The organism is Bacillus sp. 05T21, assembly GCF_056396785.1.
On the sequence record NZ_JBFTMD010000001.1, the window covers coordinates 668,160 to 688,165 of the forward strand.

The window sequence follows — 20,006 nt, forward strand, 5'->3', positions numbered from 1 at the left end:
TTTCCCCTTTAGCATTCCTCATATTCCGCTTACTATCTGCAAATTTTAGCCATTCGACATAATCCCCAAAAATTTCCCGAGAAATTTTCAATTCAAAGAGGATTGGTATGAATTATGTTGAATGTATAGTTTAGCCAACATCCGTACCTATAATTAACGATAAAAATGTAATATTTACTTTCGGAAAATTGGCACTTTTTATTAGGGGGGAGTTTCAATGAAGAAAACTACATCAACACTATTAAGTATGGCGCTCGTCTTTTCGAGCTTTGGAGCATTAAGCGCCCATGCTGAATCACTGCAAAAAGAGAAGCAATTTAGTCCACAATTAAAAGCAAATATTGAACAATGGGGAGAAAACAAAATCGCGCAAAATGTTGAAACAAAAACATCAAAAGAAATTTCAGTTATTGTAGAATTGCAACATGCTCCACTCGCTTCACAAAGTAACATTCAACATGCTCCGGACCTACAAAATAGCAATGTGCAACCATACCATGCACAACTAAAAAAAGCACAAGAGGATACAACAAAGAAAATAAAAGAAAAAGCACCGAAAGCAACAATAAAAGAAACGTATAGTACGTTATTTTCTGGATTTTCTATTTCTATCCCAGGGGATCAAATTGCCGCTCTAGCTTCTTTACCTGAAGTAAAAGCAATTTATCCGAACTTAACATATAAATTACATGAAACGTCAAAAAGCCTAGCAGATCAAGAAACACCAAACGTTGGAGGCCCTACAGTTGGTGCACCTGAAGCTTGGAATTTAAAAGATCCAACTGGTAAACCCCTTGATGGGAAAGGGATGAAAGTCGCTATTATCGATTCAGGTGTAGACTATACCCATCCTGATTTACAAGCAAATTATATCGGTGGCTATGATGCAGTCGATGAGGATAATGATCCGATGGATGGAAACGTTCACGGTACCCATGTTGCAGGAATTATCGCTGGTAACGGAAAAATAAAGGGGATTGCTCCGAATGCTTCTATACTCGCTTACCGTGTCATGAATGATGGTGGTACTGGTACGACCGAAGATATTATTCAAGGTATTGAGCGCGCTATTCAAGATGGTGCCGATGTTTTAAATCTATCTCTTGGTCAAGATTTGAATGTACCTGATCAACCTGTAACAATGACGTTAGAACGCGCAGCAAAACTTGGTGTTACTGCAGTCGTCTCAAATGGGAATGATGGACCAAAGCCTTGGTCTGTTGACGCTCCTGGTAACGCAAGTAGTGTCATCTCTGTTGGAGCATCTACAGTTTCTATTCCATTTCCAACATTCCAAGTAGCTGGTTCCAATAAATCTTACCAAGGATTACCGTTATCAAAAGCAGACTTCCAAGTAGGAAACGATGCTCAGCTTGTATATGTTGGCTACGGTAATTCAAGCGATTACGCTAAACAAGATGTAAAAGGTAAGTTCGCCCTTGTTTTACAAGGAACTTCGAGCACATTAGTAAAAGCAGAACAAGCGAAACAAGCTGGCGCTCTTGGCGTGCTACTAATTTCTAACGAAAAAGAAATTAATATTATGCCCGAATATTTTGCACGTGAAGATGTAGCTCTTCCAGTTATGCAACTATCAAATACAAATGGCGAAGAATTAAAAACTTTAATTACAAAACGAAAGAAAAATATAAAAATTGGACAACCAAAGCAAACAGAACTTATTGGTAACTTTAGTTCAAGAGGACCATCACAAGGTAGTTGGCTTATAAAACCTGATATAGTTGCACCTGGAGTGCAAATTACTAGTACAGTGCCGAGAGGTGGCTATGAATCTCACAACGGAACAAGTATGGCTGCGCCACAAGTAGCGGGAGCCGTTGCCCTGCTGCGTCAAATGCATCCTGATTGGACGACAGAACAATTGAAAGCAGCTCTTGCCAACACTGCAAAAACATTAAAGGATGTCAATGAAAATACATATCCTGTCATGGCACAAGGATCTGGTTTAATTAACATTCCAAAAGCAGCCCAAACAGATGCATTAGTGAAACCTAACAATGTAAGTTTCGGTCTTATTAAACCTAATAGCGGCAAAGTGAAGTTAACACAAAATATTACGTTACAAAATCTTTCTAGCAAAAAGAAAAACTTTTCAACTCGCATTGAATTACTAGATACAAAAACAAAAATCCAGACTTCTTTCTCTTCTTCTATTAGTGTGAAACCTAATAGTAACAGCGAAAAGCCCTTTACTATTACTGTAGATAGCTCCTTACCACAGGGTGTATATACAGGAAATCTATATGTGAAAGAGCAAGGGAAGACTGAAGAAATGCGTATTCCATTTACGTTTAGCATTGATCCGAAAGAATACAAACGTATTGATGGTCTTGAAATCGTTAATTCTACTTTTAGTCCAAATAATGATGGAATACTAGATGACAACCTGATCAATTACTATTTAGTTACACCAGTGGAGGATGTAACATTTCACGCTAATTTAATTACGAAAGACCGTGTAACATATCAAGGCATGATACATCAAGGTAAAAACGAAACACCTGGTTATAAATCTTTCAAATGGAATGGTACGAAAACTGACGGATCTCCTCTACCTGATGGCTTATACCAAATCGAAGCTGTTGCTTCTAACTCTGGTGGAGAAACGAAACAGACAGGAGCTGTGTTTGTCGATCGTACTGCACCGAAATTATCGTCTGAAGTAGATCAAGAAAACCTCGTAATTAGAGGTAAAGTAGATGATATACTTTTAGATTGGATGGCAGAATCCGGATGGGTTGCTCCAGGACATCCCGTAACGATACAGTATGAAATTAACGGAAATGGAGCATGGGAAAGTGCATACCTAAATCCTTGGGAGAAAAACTATGAAATTTATTTCGATCGTAGTCAATTACAACAAGGAAAGAATACAATTCATATTGTAGCAACCGATGCAGCTGGAAATAAATCTAATTTAAACGTCGATTTAGAAGTGAAATAATAAAATTATTGTTGACAAGCTTTTAAATATAGTTTTATAATACAAAACATAGTTTAGTTGAACGAATTATATATCGGCTTTGAAGGAATACTAGTAGCGACTTATATCCCTGTCTCAGAGAACTGATGGTTGGTGCGAATCAGTACATATACAAGCGTGAATTACAATTCTGGAGCTTCTTTCCCGTAATGCTTTTTATGCATGAAGAGAAAGACGGATCTTTCCGTTATCTTAAAGTAAGTGGTAAACAATTAATTGTTTACAAATAGGGTGGTACCGCGATTTTTATCGTCCCTATCGGATTTTCCGATAGGGGCTTTTTTGCGTCCTTCCCTTTTAAATAACTTCATATATACGCGTTGAAAGAATCGCAGTAGTATCTTGTATCCCTGTTTCAGAGAGCTAATGGTCGGTGGGAATTAGCACATATATAAGTACGAATTACAATTCTGGAGCTTCTTTTTCGTAGTGCTTCTATGCATGAAGGAAAAGACGGAATTTTTCCGTTATCATTAGTTGAGATGTAAGTATATTTTCACTTACAAATAGGGTGGTACCGCGATTTTTTCGCCCCTATCGGATTTTCCGATAGGGGATTTTTCTATTTCTCACGCAAACAGTTGTTAAAGAATTTCGAATGTTATGATAAAATTTTATAAGCGCTTACAATTTTGAAAGGAGGTGGTACATGCTATACAAAACTGGTATTCATTTTTATAGAGAAAAAGGAGGACGTCTAAATGACAAAGAAAACAGAAATTCCATCACATTTAAAACCATTCGTATCCACACAGCATTATGATCAATACACACCGGTGAATCACGCTGTTTGGCGTTACATTATGAGACAAAACCATAGCTTCTTAAAAGATGTTGCTCATCCATCCTATGTTAACGGACTACAATCATCTGGTATTAATATAGATGCAATTCCAAAAGTAGAAGAAATGAATGACTGTTTAGCACCAAGYGGCTGGGGTGCCGTAACGATTGACGGACTTATTCCCGGCGTCGCATTCTTCGATTTTCAGGGGCATGGATTACTACCAATCGCAACAGATATTCGTAAAGTAGAAAATATCGAGTATACACCCGCTCCTGATATCGTTCATGAAGCTGCAGGCCACGCACCGATTTTGCTTGATTCTACATATGCAAAATATGTGAAACGCTTTGGACAAATTGGAGCGAAAGCTTTCTCCACAAAAGAAGAACATGATGCTTTTGAAGCCGTTCGTACATTAACGATCGTAAAAGAAAGCCCTACTTCTACACCTGAAGAAGTTGCAGTTGCTGAAAATGCTGTAATCGAAAAACAAAACTTAGTTTCTGGTTTATCAGAAGCAGAACAAATTTCACGTTTATTCTGGTGGACAGTGGAATACGGCTTAATCGGCAATATAAATGATCCGAAAATTTACGGTGCTGGTCTCCTTTCCTCTGTCGGTGAAAGTAAGCATTGCTTAACAAACGCTGTAAAGAAAGTCCCATTCTCAATTGAAGCTTGCACCGGGACAACTTATGATGTGACAAAAATGCAACCACAGCTATTTGTTTGTGAATCATTTGAAGAATTGACTGAGGCCCTTGAGCAGTTCTCTACAACGATGGCATTTAAAACAGGTGGCACAGAAGGATTAGAAAAAGCAATCCGCTCCGAAAATCATGCTACAACTGAGCTAAGTAGTGGATTACAAATTACGGGTACATTTACAGAGGCAATTAAAAATGATACTGGTGAAGTTATTTACACACGAACAAGCTCACCAACTGCATTAGCAATTCATAATAAACAACTAGCAAATCATTCTACATCTGTGCACAGCGATGGATTCGGGACACCAATCGGATTACTAGATGGAGATATTGCATTAGAAAATTGTACAGAAGAACAATTACAATCATTAGGCATTACAATTGGAAGCAGTGCAGAGTTTACTTTTGCAAGTGGCATTCATGTAAAAGGAACAGTAACAGACATTGTAAAGAATGATAAAAAAATTGCTCTTATCTCCTTTATAAATTGTGCAGTTACTCATAAAGATCGCTTATTATTTGATCCTTCATGGGGAGCATTTGATATGGCTGTCGGCTCACAAATCACTTCTGTATTCCCAGGAGCGGCAGATGCGGTTGCATTTTTCCCGATGAATGAAGAAGTACAAGAAACGCCTGATCCACTTGTACTGAATAAGCTTGAACGTATGTATCAAACAGTTCGAGATATACGTAACGATAGTATTTTACACGATACTCATACTGATCAATTAATAGCTATTCAAGAAGTATTAAATAAATTTTATCCGAAAGAATGGTTGCTTCGTCTTGAAATTTTAGAATTGCTTTTAGAACATAACAAAGGTCACGAAGCATCAGCAGCATTATTACAACAACTTTCTACTTTCACAACTGAAGAATCTGTAACACGTCTTATTAACAATGGTCTTGCGTTACTGCAGGTAAAGGATGTGAAAAATGATGCTACGATTAACTAATGAAGAAGTACAAGAGGAATTAACAAAGCTGGATAAATGGACAGTGAAAGATGAAAAATGGATTGAAAGAAAATATATGTTTTCCGACTACTTAAAAGGAGTCGAATTTGTCTCTGAAGCCGCCAAACTATCAGAAGAACATAATCACCACCCATTTATCCTTATCCAGTATAAAGCAGTCATTATTACTTTGTCATCATGGAATGCAAAAGGTTTAACGAAACTAGATTTTGACCTTGCAAAGCAATTTGATGAACTATTTTTACAAAGTGAAAAAGCTATTATAAGAAAGTGAAAAAAGAGAAGCCTTTTTAGGCTTCTCCTTTCACTTTAAAATGTATACAATGTCCAAACGGATCCTTGGCCTGTAATATTCCATCTTTATACGTAGCAACTACGCCAATATATTTTAAACTTTCACACACTTGCTCTTTTTGTTTTTCATCTGCTAGTACAATTGTGAAATATTTCAAACCAACGGAATTTGGCATTTGTGGTGGTATACCTTCACCCTGCCATGTATTTAAACCGATATGGTGATGATAACCACCTGCTGATACGAACAACGCTCCATTACGAGCTGGAATCGTTACATCAAAACCAAGGCCATCAACATAGAAACGTTTCGCTTCTTCTAAGTCAGCTACATGTAAATGAATGTGTCCCATCACAGTACCAGCCGAGAACCCATTCCATGTACTTCCTTGCTGTAATAATCCTTCGCCGTCTAACGGGTTACTAACAAATGGTAGCTCTCCATTTTCATCATGCCAAACTTCTTTTTGGCGATCATGATAAATTTCAATCCCGTTTCCATCTGGATCAGCTAAATAAAGAGCTTCACTAAAGTAATGGTCAGCCCCACCATGTAATGGGTGTACTCTCTCAACAAAATGACGAAGAATATTTGCTAAGTCTTGTCTGTTTGGTAATAAAATTGCATAGTGATATAAACCAGTTCGACCTCTTTGCTTCGGAAGAGCGTCTTCCTTTTCTTCTATTATGAGAAGTGGCTCATTGTCCTCATTACCAAACGTAACGATTGTACTTTTTTCTTCCAGTACCTTCATACGCAATACTTCTGTATAAAACTCTAGCGATTTCTTTAAATTTGATACATATAAATGAACAACCCCAAGTGTTGTTTCGGGATGAAGTTGAAAGCTCATCTTGTTATACCCCCATTTAAATTAGTTCTTCTTTAACATTTTCTCTTTTAAGAAATTATCTACAAAACCATCAGCTTTCGCAACAAATAAATAAGCACCCATTGCTAATAATGCAAGTTCTAACTCAAATCCAGGATTTTTCCCGTCTCCTAACAAACCAGCTGACCATTTTACTTTCACAATCGCTCCAACCATAACAAGTGCAAATAATAATCCAATATATCTTACACCTAAACCTAGAATTAACAATAGACCACCAACTAATTCCACTGTTGCTACACCGTATGCAAGTCCTCCTGGTAAACCAATGCTTGTAAACCACCCTGCAATATTGTCAATTCCTGATTGGAATTTTGTTAAACCGTGCATAAAGAACGTTACCCCTAACACGATACGAATAATTAAGTTACCAATATGTTGATTCATTTCTTTCTCTCCTTTATAGTTTTGTTATACAAAACTTTTATTTACATTACAAAACATACACTAATTATTTTTATTCGTCAATTCATTTTTCATGAGAAAAATTTTTTTTTTTTTGCTATGATACAAATAGTTGTTTACAAAAAGGAGCATGATTTTATGAATATCGGTTCTGCGATTCGTGAAATTCGTCAACGTAGAGGAATTACGATTGCCCAAATTTGTGAAGGAACAGGTCTTTCTAAAGGCTTTATGAGTCAGGTTGAAAACAATAAAACATCACCATCTATCTCAACTTTAGAAATGATCGCTAATTTTTTAAATGTTCCCCTTCCATATTTATTGTTAGAACAAAAAGATCGTTTGAAAATTGTAAAAAAAGAAGAGCGTAAATACAGTGTGTATGGAAAAGATGAACAAAGAATTGAGCATGTTGCGGAGCAAGGTGGTCTCCGCCTATCTCTAGTAGAAATTTCTGCCGGATTCCCGAAAGAAAACTCACCAAATGCTCATGAAGGTGAAGAGTGTCATCTTGTATTACGCGGAAAACTAGAAGTTCAACATGGAGAAGATATTGCGATTGTAGAAGAAGGTGATTCTTTCTCTTGGAATGCATGCGTTCCTCATATTGTTCGCAATATAGGTGAAGAATCTGCATTATTACTTATCTCTAGTCATGCGGAAAATCGAAAACGTGTTTACTAAACGATAAAAAAGAAGCCTGTTTCGTAACAGGCTTCTTTTTTATTCCCTTATAATTCCATAACTCGTCCCAACTAGTACGGTCTTTTCATGTTGATTGCGATAAACTGACTCAATTGAAACTTTTTTATATCCTTCCATTTGCTCAATATTTGTTAAAGTTAATTCACAAGTAATCGTATCCCCTGTAAAAACTGGTCTAATAAACTCACTTACTAATTCCCTCGCTATGTAATGTAACTCTTCGCCTACTTTCGTCCCAATGCTAGCAGTCAATAAACCATGGACCATTAATCGTCCATTCTCATCATATTCCATATGATGTCTACCTTTATCGCCTGTAATATTTGCAAATTCAAAAACTTCTTCCTCGGTAAATCTTCTTTCGTATTTAAATATATCTCCAACTTTTACATTCATTTTTATCCCCCGTTAATAAACTGAATTTTCTTTTATTTTATCACAAAATGAGTCTCAGTTCAGTTTATATTATTAAAATAGCAATCCTTTTTCTTTATTACCTTATAAGTTATCGATGCCCTTCCTTTTTTGCCACTTGATACCCATAGTACGCACATGTTCCATTTCTTGATAACTCTCTTACTTCAAAACCACAACTTCTATAAAAATCAAAATTGTTAGCGGACGTATGCGCAAACCAATCACCATGCGGAAGCTTTTGTAAACAAAGAGCTACAAGTTTCTTACCTAACCCTTTCCCCCTATACTCACACTTCACAACTAAATTTACTATGTTAGCAACCATGATTTGATCAGAAATCACTCTAACCATCGCGACCATTTCTTCTTCATCCCAAATTGTGAAAGCCCATGTTGAATTTTCAAATGCAATCGTAAACTTTTCAATTTGCCAAGAAGGGATATTATCATTACTCCAGCCAGTATCTTCAAATAATGTCTTAATCGCATATGCTGGCACTCCATTCGTTCCTTCACGAATAATTAGTCCATTATGATAAATATACATGTAATCCCTCCCTTTATTTTTTATATACCATTCTCCCAAAAATGCAATTCACCTTTTTTCATCCAACCCGCTTAATGGAATAAACGAGAACATCCATCTCATGAAATGAAGTTGTTTTCTCATAACTAAGCCCTGTTTTTCTAGCAACAAATATTGAAGCTGGGTGGTTCGGATTAATAAGTGAAATTAATTTATTCATTTGTAATGCTTGAAAACCATAGTCTCGAAATGCCGCCGCAGCCTCTTTCGCATACCCTTTCCCCCAATACTTAGGAAGTAGCCAATAGCCAATCTCAATTTCCTCTTTTCCATCTACCTTCTGCTTGACAAGTCCTGCATGACCAATTCGTATCCCTGTTTCCTTTTCAATCATTACAAATAAACCGAGACCGTTTTTATAATTTGGAAGTACCCTCTCCTCCAAACTTTTTTTACATTGCATAAATGTTTTTAACGTTCCATTTCCAATATAACGCATTACCTTCTCATCCCCCCATAAAGAAGCATAAAATGGTAAATCATCCATTGTATATTTACGAAATTGTAAGCGATCTGTATGGAACACTCTTTTATTCACTCCCATCATTTTGAACCTCATTACATAACAACATATTTCAAACTACGTAAGTGTTGAATAATTCATATCAAGAAAGTTACCAAAAAGAAAGAAAATTCAATCTTATGAAAGTGTATTATATCAAAAAAAAGCAGTAGACAAAAGAGTGTCTACTGCATCCATATCATAACTAGTATAAAGAAAACTACAATTGAGGGGGTGTAGGATTTTCAAATATACTAGATACTTATCCCGTTCTAACGGGCGGTAAACCTTCCAATCTTTTGAGTGGAAAGTTTACCGCACATAAGAACTTTGCGGTCATTAAGAAAGCACTGTTAAGTACTCAAATACACGCTGAGCTTTTTCTCCACCCATTCGTGCATGTTGAAGAAGAGTGATGCCATGTGGGCCAGATGCACGTAATGCTTCTGGTTGTGCTACTAAAATGGCTTGTACGACTTCAAGTTCACCAAGCATAGCTGCTGCAAAAATATCCATCCGAGCTCCCTTTTCCAGTAAATAAAGAGCAATATCTTTACGGCCTACATGGGCCGCTGCTCCTAAGGCACTTTCCCAATCTGAGCCACCCCAATTATAAGAAGCATGAAGTAAGCTTGGTGATTCGGCCAAAAGCTCCTGTACTCTTTCTAGATCTCCGTGAGCTGCCATAACAAATTCCCTTACTAACTCAGTGGTAATACGCTCGTCTGTTTGCATCTCTCTTCTCCCTTTTCACAAATTCGTTTCGGTGTAAAAAATGGCTTGTCACTCCCTTGGAATATATCAACTTCAATTCCAAATACACGCTGAAACATTTGATGACATAGTACTTCTTCTGGCACACCATCATACTGAATCTTCCCTCGCTTTAATACGAGTAAACGATCGCTATATTGAGCTGCTTGGTTAATGTCATGTAAAACCATTATAATTGTCATACCAAACTCTTCATTTAATCGTTTCACAAGTTCCATTACTTCCAACTGGTGAACGATATCCAAAAAGGTTGTTGGTTCATCTAGCAATAAGACATTTGTACGTTGTGCAAGCGTCATTGCAATCCAAGCACGTTGCCTTTCTCCTCCTGATAAGGATTGTAAAAGACGATATTCATACCCTTCAAGCTTTGTAACAGACAATGCCCAATCAACAATTTCTTCATCTTCTTTATTTAAGCGACTACTCCATGATTTATGAGGACCTCTTCCGAACTCTATTAGTTCTTTCACTGTTAAATCTAATTGATGATCGTGCATTTGTGGTAACATCGCTAATTGCTTCGCTACATCTGCACTCTTCATCATATGAATATTTTCCCCATCTAAAATGATGTCTCCTTCGCTTTGCTTAAGTAGCCGTGCTATTAAACGAAGCAAAGTAGATTTCCCCGATCCATTCGGACCGATTAAACTAACGATTTCCCCAGCTTTAATATGTACATTCATATTTTGCATTTGAAATCTTTCAGAATGTGCGTAAAACACTTTGTTAACGGAAATCACGTTGTTTTCCTCCTCTATGGATTAAATATAAGAAGAACGGACCACCTAAGAAGGACAATAAAATACCAACAGGCAATTCGATTGGATCGAACCAACTTCGAGCTATCGCATCCGCAAAAACAAGTAATATCCCACCGCCAAGGCATGATAATGGCAGTAAATATTTATAGTCATTTCCAACTAATAAACGTAACATATGCGGTACAACAAGACCGACAAATCCAATAAGACCAGAAACACTAACTGCTATTCCAGCTAACATTGTACTTACTACTATTAAATAAAACCGACTTCTTTCCACGTTATACCCTAATAATTTTGCCATTTCATCCCCAAGCATTAATACTCGAATATGTTTAATACCGAAGAAAGCTAATATAATAGCGAATATCGCATAGTAAATAATCATATTTAAATGTGCCCAACTAACACCACCAATACCACCAGCTAACCACGGTAAAACTGATTGTACTTTGTCACTATGTAATAGCATTAGCGCTGAAGTCGCTGCACCAATTAAGGCGTTTATTGAAACACCTACTAATACAATTCGTGAAGGTGGCGCCCCCCTTTGCCATGATAGTGCGTAAATGACCATTGCTGTAATAAAAGCTCCTAAAAACGCTCCTAGTGGTAAGAATGCCATATGTTGAGGAAATAAAATCATGATTATAATTGCTACAAGACCTGCTCCTGATGAAACTCCGATAATTCCAGGATCTGCAAGAGGATTTCTCATAACCCCTTGCAATAATGCTCCTGATGCAGCTAAACACGTTCCTACTATAAAACCAACGAGCACTCTCGGTATACGAAGATCCCATACAATTCGATGAACTGTCGAACCTTCATCTTGTATACCTTCTATAATGTCTCGTAAAGAAAAAGATAAGCTCCCTGCAAAAAGGCCATAAAAAAGACCTAGAACAGTTAATACGACTAAAGTAACTGTTATTATCCACCTTTTTCTCGCAAAAGGATGTTCCTTTTCTCTTACTATTTCACTACTCTCCATACTTATCATTTCCTTACATCTTGTATACTTTTATACATAAAGTCCATCGCTTCTGTAACTTTTGTCCCAGGATTTGATCCAAATAAATCTGGTGGTAAAATAACTACACGATTTTGTTTTACTGCATCTAAATTTTTCCATGCTTCATTTTTCATCATTTCGCCTTCAAATGCTTTTTTCACACTATTGGGATCTCCATGTGTAATTAAATAAATCACATCTGGATTTGCTTCGATAATACGTTCTACACTTAGCTGTGCATATTGCGGATACTCTTTCATTTCTGGAAAACTAGCTGCGATATTTTTCCCGCCTGTTTTTTCTAAAATATCCCCTGATAGAGATGTTGGTAATGCCGCTAAATAAGTGCCTGGTGCTCCATAAACTAGCAACGCTTTAACGTCACTCTTTTTCTCATATTTCTTCATTTGATCATTAATTTTTTGGTTAAGCTCTTTTGCTTTATCTTCTTTCTTCATTACTGTTCCATACATTTCAATACCCTTTTGAATATCTTTTACAGAGTTGGCTGAAGAAATGATTACTTTTGTTCCTTGTCCTTCGACCGTTGGAATGTTCTTTTGGAATCCATTGTTAGCAACAAGTACATCCGGTTTTAAACTAGCAATTTGCTCAAAATTCGGTTGATGTGCATTCCCGATTACTTGTGCTTTCTTTAATTCCTCTGGGAGAGTTAATTTTGTATCAGGACGACCTACTATTTTTCCACCTAAAGCATGAATAATATCCATGTCTCCCATACTCAACGTAGCAAAACTTTCAGGAACTTTATTGAATGTTATCTTTCTGTCTGAGAGATCGGTAATTTCGATTTTGTCTGTTCCTTTGTCTATTTTTGTTGCGGATGCTTTTTCGTTTTCTTTTGCACTGCAACCTATTAATAAGAAAAAAATAGATAAGATCGCTGTGAACAGCGTAATAGATTTGTTCATTCTTTCACCTCTAATTGATAATAATAATCATTAACTACTATTCTACTTTAATTGATAAGGATTATCATTGTCAATATGAAACGCATACATTTTCTACAAAAATGAAAAAACGCTACAAAAAGATTTCTTCTTTTCGTAGCGCCCTATTTAACAATTTTCTTCATATTCGCTCTCCTCTAATTGATCACGCATCGTTCTAACACGCTTAAAGAAGAAAAAAGCAAGAACTAAAAATACAATAATACTCCCCATCATAACAAAAGACTGTACCATACTTTTTATTCCACTTGGAATTAATAAACCGATCATTAAAAATGTACTTATAGCTAAAAGTACTTGTGCAAACCGGGTATAATCTGCTATTTTTTCTTGTAATTCTTTCATCTGCTTATCACTCCCATCCTCACTTTATCACATTCTATCAAGCTTAAAGACAAGTAAATAGAACCAATCTGGGAGATGTTTTCCAAAGTAAAAAAGAGCCGCTTACTCGCGGCTCTTTTTTATCTATTATACGCCTTTATATGCTTCCATATAGATTTCTTTCAGCTCTGAAATGAGCGGTAATTTTGGATTAGCTGTTGTACATTGATCTTCAAAAGCTCTTTCTGCTAATAATCCAACACCCCCTTCAAATTGGTCTTTAGCAACTCCTTGTCCTGCAATACTCATATTTATATTTAAGCTTTTTCCAAGCTCAATAATTGCTTGGACGAGTGATTCCACACCTTCCGCTGTTGAGCTTGCTGGAAGCCCGAGCATTCTCGCAATATGTGCATAGCGTTCATCAGCCACAAAGTGCTCATATTTTGGGAACAATGCGTGTTTTCTTGGCTTAATAGCATTATAGCGAACTACGTGCGGCATAAGAATTGCATTCGCACGTCCATGCGGAATATGGAATTCCGGTCCAATTTTATGTGCTAAACTATGATTAATACCTAGGAAAGCATTTGCAAATGCCATCCCTGCGATTGCGGAAGCATTATGCATTTTTTCTCGTGCTTCTTCATCATTTCCATCTTTATATGCTCTCGGTAAATATTTAAATACGAGATCAATTGCTTTTAATGCTAAACCATCAGTATAGTCATTTGCCAGAACAGACACATACGCTTCAATTGCATGTGTTAATACGTCCATACCAGTATCTGCCGTCACATGAGGTGGTACTGTCATTACAAATTGCGGATCAACAATCGCTACATCTGGTGTTAATTCATAATCCGCAAGCGGGTATTTAATATTATTTTTCTTATCTGTAATAACCGCAAATGGCGTCACTTCTGATCCCGTCCCTGATGTTGTTGGAATGGCAACAAATTGTGCTTTATTTCCCAAGTTCGGATACTTACATGTACGTTTTCTTATATCTAAAAACTTCTGTTTTATTCCATAGAATGTCGTTTCTGGGTGCTCATAGAATAGCCACATCCCTTTTGCTGCATCCATAGCTGAACCGCCACCAAGCGCGATAATTACATCTGGTTTAAAGCTTTTCATCATGTCCGCACCTTTAAATACAGTTTCATCTGATGGATCTGGCTCAACTTCAAAGAAAACTTCAACTTTCACATCATTTGCATGCTTACGTAAATAGTGCGTAACTGTATCTACATAACCGTGCTCAACCATCCCTGGATCCGTTACAATAAATGCGCGGGAAATGTTAGGCATGTTTGCTAAATATGCTGTCGCATGTTTTTCAAAATAAATTTTGGGTGGTAATTTGAACCACTGCATATTCTTTTTTCTATTTGCCAACCTTTTTATATTTAATAAATGAGTCGCCGTTACGTTTTGGGAAACTGAGTTTTTCCCGTAGGAGCCACAACCAAGCGTAAGTGATGGAATAAATCCATTATATATATCACCAATTCCACCTTGTGATGAAGGTGCATTTACAATGAGACGGCAGGCTTTCATACGTAACCCAAATTGTTTTTGTACTTCTTTATTTGTAGAATGGATAACCGCTGAATGCCCTAGGCCACCAAGCTCTAACATTTCTTCGCAATATGTAAATCCTTCTTCTAATGAATTTGCTTTTACACAAGCTAACACTGGGCTCAGTTTCTCACGAGATAGTGGATACGCCGCTCCGATACCTTTAATTTCAGCTACAAGCATTTTTGTATGTTCAGGTACAGTAATTCCTACTAATTCAGCAATATACTGTGCTGATTTCCCAACAATATCACTATTTACTGCACATGTATTTTCATTAATAACAAGCTTTTCTAATTTCTTTCTCTCTTCCTCTGTTACAAAATAACAATTATTTGCAATCATTTCTGCTTTAACATCATTATAGATTTCCTTATCTACAATGATAGCTTGTTCTGACGCACAAATCATACCGTTATCAAATGTTTTCGATAAAATTAAATCATTAACAGCGCGTTTTACATGTGCCGATTTCTCTATATAACATGGTACATTACCTGGCCCTACACCTAGCGCGGGTTTACCAGTAGAATAAGCCGATTTCACCATACCAGCCCCTCCAGTTGCTAGAACGAGTGCGACACCATCATGGTTCATTAATTGTTTCGTTGCTTCCACAGAAGGTCTTTCAATCCATTGAATACAATGCTTTGGTGCACCAGCTTTCACTGCTGCATCATATACTGTTTTTGCCGCTGCAACGGAACAGTTTTGTGCAGAAGGATGAAATGCGAAAATAATTGGATTTCTCGTTTTTATCGCGATTAATGCTTTAAACATTGTTGTCGATGTTGGGTTCGTTACTGGCGTTACCCCAGCTACTACACCGACAGGCTCTGCGATTTCTATTATTTCTTCATGAGGATCTTCATGAATAATTCCTACCGTTTTATCTTTCTTTATACTATGCCAAATATATTCAGTGGCAAAAATATTTTTAATGCATTTATCTTCATATACGCCACGGCCCGTTTCTTCAACAGCCAACTTCGCAAGCGGCATATGTTGATCGACACCCGCAAGCGCCATTTCATGAACAATGTTGTCAATTTGCTCTTGTGTAAAACTTTCTAATGCTTGTAAAGCTTTTTGACCGTTATCTACTAACGTATCAATCATCTCTTTTACCTCTTGCATTTCATTTACAACTTTCTCTTTGACTACCATGTAAATTTCCTCCTATTCTGCTATCTTGGACTTCATAAGTCCCTGTAGGTCATAAAAAGTCCCGATTAGCGTAAAAAAATAGAGTTACCTTCCTACATGAATCCCATCGCTTGTGAAATATTTCACAAGTTTGTTCGTGAATAACATTTCATGAATTCAATATACATGAAATCATTTCATTTGTGTATGTCTAATTTGTGAAATGTTTCACAAATTAATATAATAAAAATGCACTGCTCTATATTAGCAGTGCATTTTTATTACGCTAACGCTTGTGCCAAATCTTCAATTAAATCTTCTCCATCTTCAATACCAACAGAGATTCGAATTAATGTATCTGTAATTCCTAATTCTTTACGGCGATCTGCTGGGATTGATGCATGTGTCATTTGAGATGGGATAGAAATTAAACTTTCTACTGCTCCTAAGCTTTCAGCAAGTGTAAAGTATTGCAGTTTCTCAAGTACTTTATTCAACGTTTCCGCACTATCTACATCAAATGAGATGATAGCACCAAATCCATTTGCTTGTTCTGTTGCTAGTTCATGGTTTTGATGGGATTCAAGACCTGGATAATATACTTTATTTACTTTCGGATGGTTATTTAAAAACTCGGCAATCGCACGTGAATTCGTTTCATGTTCTTCCATACGAATTCCTAATGTTTTTAAACCACGAAGTAGTAAGAAGCTATCTTGTGGGCCAAGAATACCTCCTGTTGAGTTTTGTACAAAGTGAAGGTCTTCTGCTAATTGCTGGCTATTTACAACTACTAGGCCTGCAACTACGTCACTATGTCCTCCTAAATATTTCGTTGCACTATGAAGCACAATGTCTGCTCCTAAAGAAATTGGCGACTGCCAATATGGCGTCATGAATGTGTTATCAATAATTGTTAATAAATCGTTTTCTTTAGCAAGAGCGGATATTTTCTTAATATCAGTAATTTTCAGTAATGGATTCGTTGGTGTTTCCACATAAATCGCTTTCGTATTTGGACGAATCGCTTCTACAACTTCCTCTAGGTTTGTTGTATCTACAAATGTATGCTCAATACCGAAGCGGTTTAATACTTTCGTAATAACACGGTACGTTCCGCCATAAACATCATCTGTTAAAATGACGTGGTCACCTTTTGAGAACAACATAATTGTTGCTGTAATAGCAGCCATTCCTGAACCAAATGCAAATCCAGCATGACCGTTTTCTAATACAGCAATCATTTCTTCTAAAGCTGCACGTGTTGGATTGCCTGTACGTGAATATTCATATCCTTGATGCTTACCAACTGCTTCTTGTTTGTACGTACTTGTTTGATAGATCGGCACGTTTACAGATCCAGTTGAAGGTTCTCCTATGCGAATACCATGAATTAACTTTGTCTTTGCTCTCATTTTTTATTCCCATCCTTTGTATATGTCTTTACTTAAATAGCGCTCACTACTATCAGGAAAAATCGTTACAATATTCGTACCTGGTGCTGCTTTCTCTGCCTCAAGTAAGCTTGCATGAAACGCTGCTCCTGAAGAGCTCCCAACGAGAAGGCCTTCTTTTTGCGCTAACTCTTTCACTCGTAAAAATGCATGTCGATCAGAAATTGTATGAATTTCATCAAAATAAGATGTTTTTAAAAATGGCGGGATGAATTCAAGACCAATCCCTTCTGTTTCATGTGAACCAGCTTTACCACCATTTAAAATAGATCCTTCTGGTTCTACAATAACCGTCTTAATATCAATGTTTTTCTCTTTTAAATAAGACGCAGTTCCCATAAACGTACCGCCAGTTCCTGCCCCTGCAACAAATATGTTAATTTCTCCATTCAATGCGTCCCAAAGTTCAGGACCTAATGTTTTGAAATAAGCACGAGGGTTTGCTTCATTCGCAAACTGACTTGGAGAGTATGAATTCGGTATTTCCTTTACTAATTCTTTTGCCTTTGCAATTGCGCCGGTCATTCCTTGCTCAGTCGGTGTATGCACAACCGTTGCACCTAGCGCTTTCATTAATTCTTGTTTTTCAATACTAAATTTCTCTGGTACACAAACAATGACGCGTAAATCATGTTGTAACGCTGCAAGTGCCAGTCCAATGCCAGTATTCCCAGCCGTCGGTTCAATAATTGTTCCGCCCTGGGTAACAAGCCCTTTTTCTAGTGCATCTTCAATTAATTCTCTTCCTAAACGATCCTTAACGCTTCCGCCTGGGTTGTAAAATTCAAGCTTTGCAAATAAACGGACTCCTTCTGGAAGTGAAAAACGCGTAATTTCTACAATTGGTGTATGACCAATCAATTCATGAACGCCACGATATACATTCATCGTGTTCTCCCCCTTATTTGCCAATAAAGAAAAGGCAACTGTATGTATTTTCTTTATATGAGACAGTTGCCTTTTTGTTACATTACTTTAACTCTTCTAGTACTTTTACGATAAAGTTTGTAGAATGAAGAGCTGCTTGATCTAAAAATTGATCAAATGAAACATTTGATTCTTTACCAGCAATATCAGAAAGTGCGCGAATAATAACAAACGGAACTTCATATTGGTGGCATACTTGCGCAACAGCTGCTGCTTCCATTTCTACTGCATAAAGGTCTTCAAATTTATCACGAATTGCTGCAACGCGGTTAGGATCACTCATAAATGAATCACCTGTTGCAATCATACCTTTTACAACTTGAATATTTTCTTCTGCCTGCATACATTTCTCAGCTAATGCAACTAATGCCTCATCAGCTTTAAATCCTGGTGGCATTCCTGGCACTTGACCATATTCGTAGTTAAATGCTGTTACATCTACGTCATGGTGACGAACTTCTGTTGAAATAACCACATCTCCAACATTTAAAGAATGATGGAATCCACCAGCTGAACCAGTGTTGATTACTTTTTCAGGTTTATATTTTTCTAATAAAATTGTCGTTGACATCGCTGCATTTACTTTACCAATACCAGACTTTAGCAAGATTACTTCATGCCCTGCCAATAGCCCTTTCGTAAATTCACAACCTGCAACAGTTTCTGTTTCTGCTTGTTCTAGTTTGTCACGTAAAATACGTACTTCTTCTTCCATTGCTCCAATTACAGCAATTCTCAATCTAATCCCTCTTTCTATTGCTTAGTTGCCTCCATTACCCAAACGAAATGATTTAATCTCGTAAACGTTACGTGGAAGCCATTGTTTTCAAAAATAGATTGCATGATCGGAATACGTGTATAGTATTCTGTTTGCAAATCGTTTGCTAACTGATGAAAACCTCTTTGTTTTGCTACTTCGACAGTTTTATCATATGCATCTTGATCTGCAAATATCGTATCAGCAAACACTATTTTACCACCTTTGTTTAGCAATTGACTATACTTCGCAATTGCTACGTCTTTTTCTTCATCTATTAAATGATGAAATGCGTAAGTGCTCACAATAGTATCGATTGAATTTGGGACTTCAAATGAAAGAAAATCACCCTCTGTAATTGAAAATTCTTTTGGTAATTTCTCTTTTGCAATAGTACGCATTTCGCGTGACGGTTCTATACCGTAAACTGTGCGACCAGCAAGTAATAATTTATTTGTTAAATTGCCAGTACCAACACCAAATTCTAATACGTTGCCAAATGACTTGTTAACTACATCCTCTAAAATGTCCTCATAACGGGCGAAAACTTCTTTATATTGTATATCTTCGCCTTGTACAAATGAGTCGTACGTATGAGCCCATTCATCAAATAAACCATTAAATTCTGTTCCCATAAAAATTCCCCTTTTTCTTATCGGTTTTATCAGTATGATATTCTCTCTTTCTAAAAATGTCAATTGAAATGTGCGTAGTATTTCCTTCTTTTCTTTGTTACACTATAGGTGATTATCATAGGAGAGGGGGCATCTTCGTGTCATTTACCTTTGAAATGTTAGAAGATAAAGTAGAATTTTTCGAGGCTGCAAACTTAGTTTCTCTAGAAAAAAAAATTAACGAACAAATTGATAATAATAAAGCACTTATGCTCGAAGTTCATCATATTTCTCACCAAATGATTATGGATCCTGAAAGCAAAAGACCTTATTATAGTGCGGTTGTTCATTTTAAATTAAAGAAATTACGCTAACTAAAAAAAGAGAGGC

At 36.8% G+C, this 20,006-nt stretch carries 20 protein-coding genes and 2 other annotated features; of the genes, 5 read left to right on the top strand and 15 right to left on the bottom strand.

The annotated features are described in order from the left end of the window. The first annotated feature begins 217 nt into the window (after nucleotides 1-217). The 3 genes from AC1DKZ_RS03590 (at nucleotide 218) to AC1DKZ_RS03600 (ending at nucleotide 5,755) form a co-directional block, all read left to right on the top strand. Complete coding sequence (locus AC1DKZ_RS03590; RefSeq protein ID WP_476995649.1) at nucleotides 218-2,965, top strand: S8 family serine peptidase; 2,748 nt, start codon at nucleotides 218-220, stop codon at nucleotides 2,963-2,965. A 70-nt stretch (nucleotides 2,966-3,035) separates the two neighbouring features. After that, nucleotides 3,036-3,264 (top strand) — a binding site (T-box leader). Nucleotides 3,265-3,315: 51 nt separating this feature from the next. Then, nucleotides 3,316-3,543, top strand: a binding site (T-box leader). Nucleotides 3,544-3,705: 162 nt separating this feature from the next. Beyond that, nucleotides 3,706-5,460, top strand: a complete 1,755-nt coding sequence (locus AC1DKZ_RS03595; protein ID WP_113935616.1) for an aromatic amino acid hydroxylase — start codon at nucleotides 3,706-3,708, stop codon at nucleotides 5,458-5,460. Then, nucleotides 5,441-5,755: a 4a-hydroxytetrahydrobiopterin dehydratase gene (locus AC1DKZ_RS03600; RefSeq protein WP_113769194.1), complete on the top strand. Its 315-nt coding sequence runs from the start codon at nucleotides 5,441-5,443 to the stop codon at nucleotides 5,753-5,755. The genes AC1DKZ_RS03595 and AC1DKZ_RS03600 overlap by 20 nt, the downstream gene beginning before the upstream one ends. 16 nt (nucleotides 5,756-5,771) lie before the next feature. Here AC1DKZ_RS03600 and AC1DKZ_RS03605 read toward each other — a convergent pair whose 3' ends face one another. Both AC1DKZ_RS03605 and AC1DKZ_RS03610 read right to left on the bottom strand, forming a co-directional pair. Continuing rightward, entirely contained in the window at nucleotides 5,772-6,629 is an 858-nt protein-coding gene (locus AC1DKZ_RS03605; protein ID WP_476995650.1) for a VOC family protein, read from the bottom strand. A gap of 21 nt (nucleotides 6,630-6,650) precedes the next feature. After that, on the bottom strand, nucleotides 6,651-7,055 hold the full coding sequence (locus AC1DKZ_RS03610) for a DoxX family protein (protein WP_070144931.1): 405 nt from the start codon (nucleotides 7,053-7,055) through the stop codon (nucleotides 6,651-6,653). Nucleotides 7,056-7,211: 156 nt separating this feature from the next. Here AC1DKZ_RS03610 and AC1DKZ_RS03615 point away from each other — a divergent pair, with 156 nt between their 5' ends. Then, nucleotides 7,212-7,757: a helix-turn-helix domain-containing protein gene (locus tag AC1DKZ_RS03615; RefSeq protein ID WP_002015249.1), complete on the top strand. Its 546-nt coding sequence runs from the start codon at nucleotides 7,212-7,214 to the stop codon at nucleotides 7,755-7,757. 39 nt (nucleotides 7,758-7,796) lie between these two features. Here the strand turns inward: AC1DKZ_RS03615 and AC1DKZ_RS03620 are convergent, their stop codons facing one another. The 13 genes from AC1DKZ_RS03620 to AC1DKZ_RS03680 form a co-directional block, all read right to left on the bottom strand. Further along, nucleotides 7,797-8,174 (bottom strand): hotdog family protein, encoded by a 378-nt coding sequence (locus AC1DKZ_RS03620; RefSeq protein ID WP_002088730.1) that lies wholly within the window; start codon nucleotides 8,172-8,174, stop codon nucleotides 7,797-7,799. A gap of 109 nt (nucleotides 8,175-8,283) precedes the next feature. Continuing rightward, the gene (locus AC1DKZ_RS03625; protein ID WP_113935620.1) at nucleotides 8,284-8,742 is read right to left on the bottom strand and encodes a GNAT family N-acetyltransferase; all 459 of its coding nucleotides are present in this window, start codon (nucleotides 8,740-8,742) and stop codon (nucleotides 8,284-8,286) included. Between the two features lie 58 nt (nucleotides 8,743-8,800). Continuing rightward, nucleotides 8,801-9,328 carry a GNAT family N-acetyltransferase gene (locus AC1DKZ_RS03630; RefSeq protein ID WP_002015253.1) on the bottom strand — a complete coding sequence of 176 codons (528 nt, stop codon included), beginning with the start codon at nucleotides 9,326-9,328 and terminating at the stop codon, nucleotides 8,801-8,803. Nucleotides 9,329-9,622: 294 nt separating this feature from the next. Further along, nucleotides 9,623-10,018, bottom strand: coding sequence for an ankyrin repeat domain-containing protein (locus AC1DKZ_RS03635; protein ID WP_113935622.1), 396 nt, complete (start codon nucleotides 10,016-10,018; stop codon nucleotides 9,623-9,625). After that, nucleotides 9,985-10,803 (bottom strand): ABC transporter ATP-binding protein, encoded by an 819-nt coding sequence (locus tag AC1DKZ_RS03640; RefSeq protein WP_113935623.1) that lies wholly within the window; start codon nucleotides 10,801-10,803, stop codon nucleotides 9,985-9,987. The genes AC1DKZ_RS03635 and AC1DKZ_RS03640 overlap by 34 nt, the downstream gene beginning before the upstream one ends. Next, the gene (locus AC1DKZ_RS03645) at nucleotides 10,790-11,818 is read right to left on the bottom strand and encodes a FecCD family ABC transporter permease (protein ID WP_113935624.1); all 1,029 of its coding nucleotides are present in this window, start codon (nucleotides 11,816-11,818) and stop codon (nucleotides 10,790-10,792) included. Before AC1DKZ_RS03645 ends, AC1DKZ_RS03640 begins: the two co-directional genes overlap by 14 nt. Nucleotides 11,819-11,823: 5 nt before the next feature. Further along, nucleotides 11,824-12,771 (bottom strand): ABC transporter substrate-binding protein, encoded by a 948-nt coding sequence (locus AC1DKZ_RS03650; protein WP_476995651.1) that lies wholly within the window; start codon nucleotides 12,769-12,771, stop codon nucleotides 11,824-11,826. Nucleotides 12,772-12,918: 147 nt separating this feature from the next. Continuing rightward, the gene (locus AC1DKZ_RS03655) at nucleotides 12,919-13,155 is read right to left on the bottom strand and encodes a YrhC family protein (RefSeq protein ID WP_002034123.1); all 237 of its coding nucleotides are present in this window, start codon (nucleotides 13,153-13,155) and stop codon (nucleotides 12,919-12,921) included. A gap of 126 nt (nucleotides 13,156-13,281) precedes the next feature. Further along, a complete protein-coding gene (gene adhE, locus AC1DKZ_RS03660; protein WP_427327208.1) occupies nucleotides 13,282-15,885 on the bottom strand; it encodes a bifunctional acetaldehyde-CoA/alcohol dehydrogenase in 2,604 nt (867 codons plus the stop codon). A gap of 260 nt (nucleotides 15,886-16,145) precedes the next feature. Beyond that, nucleotides 16,146-17,279, bottom strand: coding sequence for a bifunctional cystathionine gamma-lyase/homocysteine desulfhydrase (locus tag AC1DKZ_RS03665; RefSeq protein ID WP_476995652.1), 1,134 nt, complete (start codon nucleotides 17,277-17,279; stop codon nucleotides 16,146-16,148). A 3-nt stretch (nucleotides 17,280-17,282) separates the two neighbouring features. Then, a complete protein-coding gene (locus tag AC1DKZ_RS03670) occupies nucleotides 17,283-18,206 on the bottom strand; it encodes an O-acetylserine dependent cystathionine beta-synthase (RefSeq protein ID WP_476995653.1) in 924 nt (307 codons plus the stop codon). Nucleotides 18,207-18,288: 82 nt separating this feature from the next. Next, the gene (gene mtnN / locus AC1DKZ_RS03675) at nucleotides 18,289-18,984 is read right to left on the bottom strand and encodes a 5'-methylthioadenosine/S-adenosylhomocysteine nucleosidase (RefSeq protein ID WP_002015266.1); all 696 of its coding nucleotides are present in this window, start codon (nucleotides 18,982-18,984) and stop codon (nucleotides 18,289-18,291) included. Nucleotides 18,985-18,998: 14 nt separating this feature from the next. Continuing rightward, complete coding sequence (locus AC1DKZ_RS03680) at nucleotides 18,999-19,637, bottom strand: class I SAM-dependent DNA methyltransferase (RefSeq protein WP_219303571.1); 639 nt, start codon at nucleotides 19,635-19,637, stop codon at nucleotides 18,999-19,001. Between the two features lie 137 nt (nucleotides 19,638-19,774). Here AC1DKZ_RS03680 and AC1DKZ_RS03685 point away from each other — a divergent pair, with 137 nt between their 5' ends. Beyond that, nucleotides 19,775-19,990, top strand: coding sequence for a YrzA family protein (locus AC1DKZ_RS03685; RefSeq protein WP_002015268.1), 216 nt, complete (start codon nucleotides 19,775-19,777; stop codon nucleotides 19,988-19,990). Nucleotides 19,991-20,006: the final 16 nt, after the last annotated feature.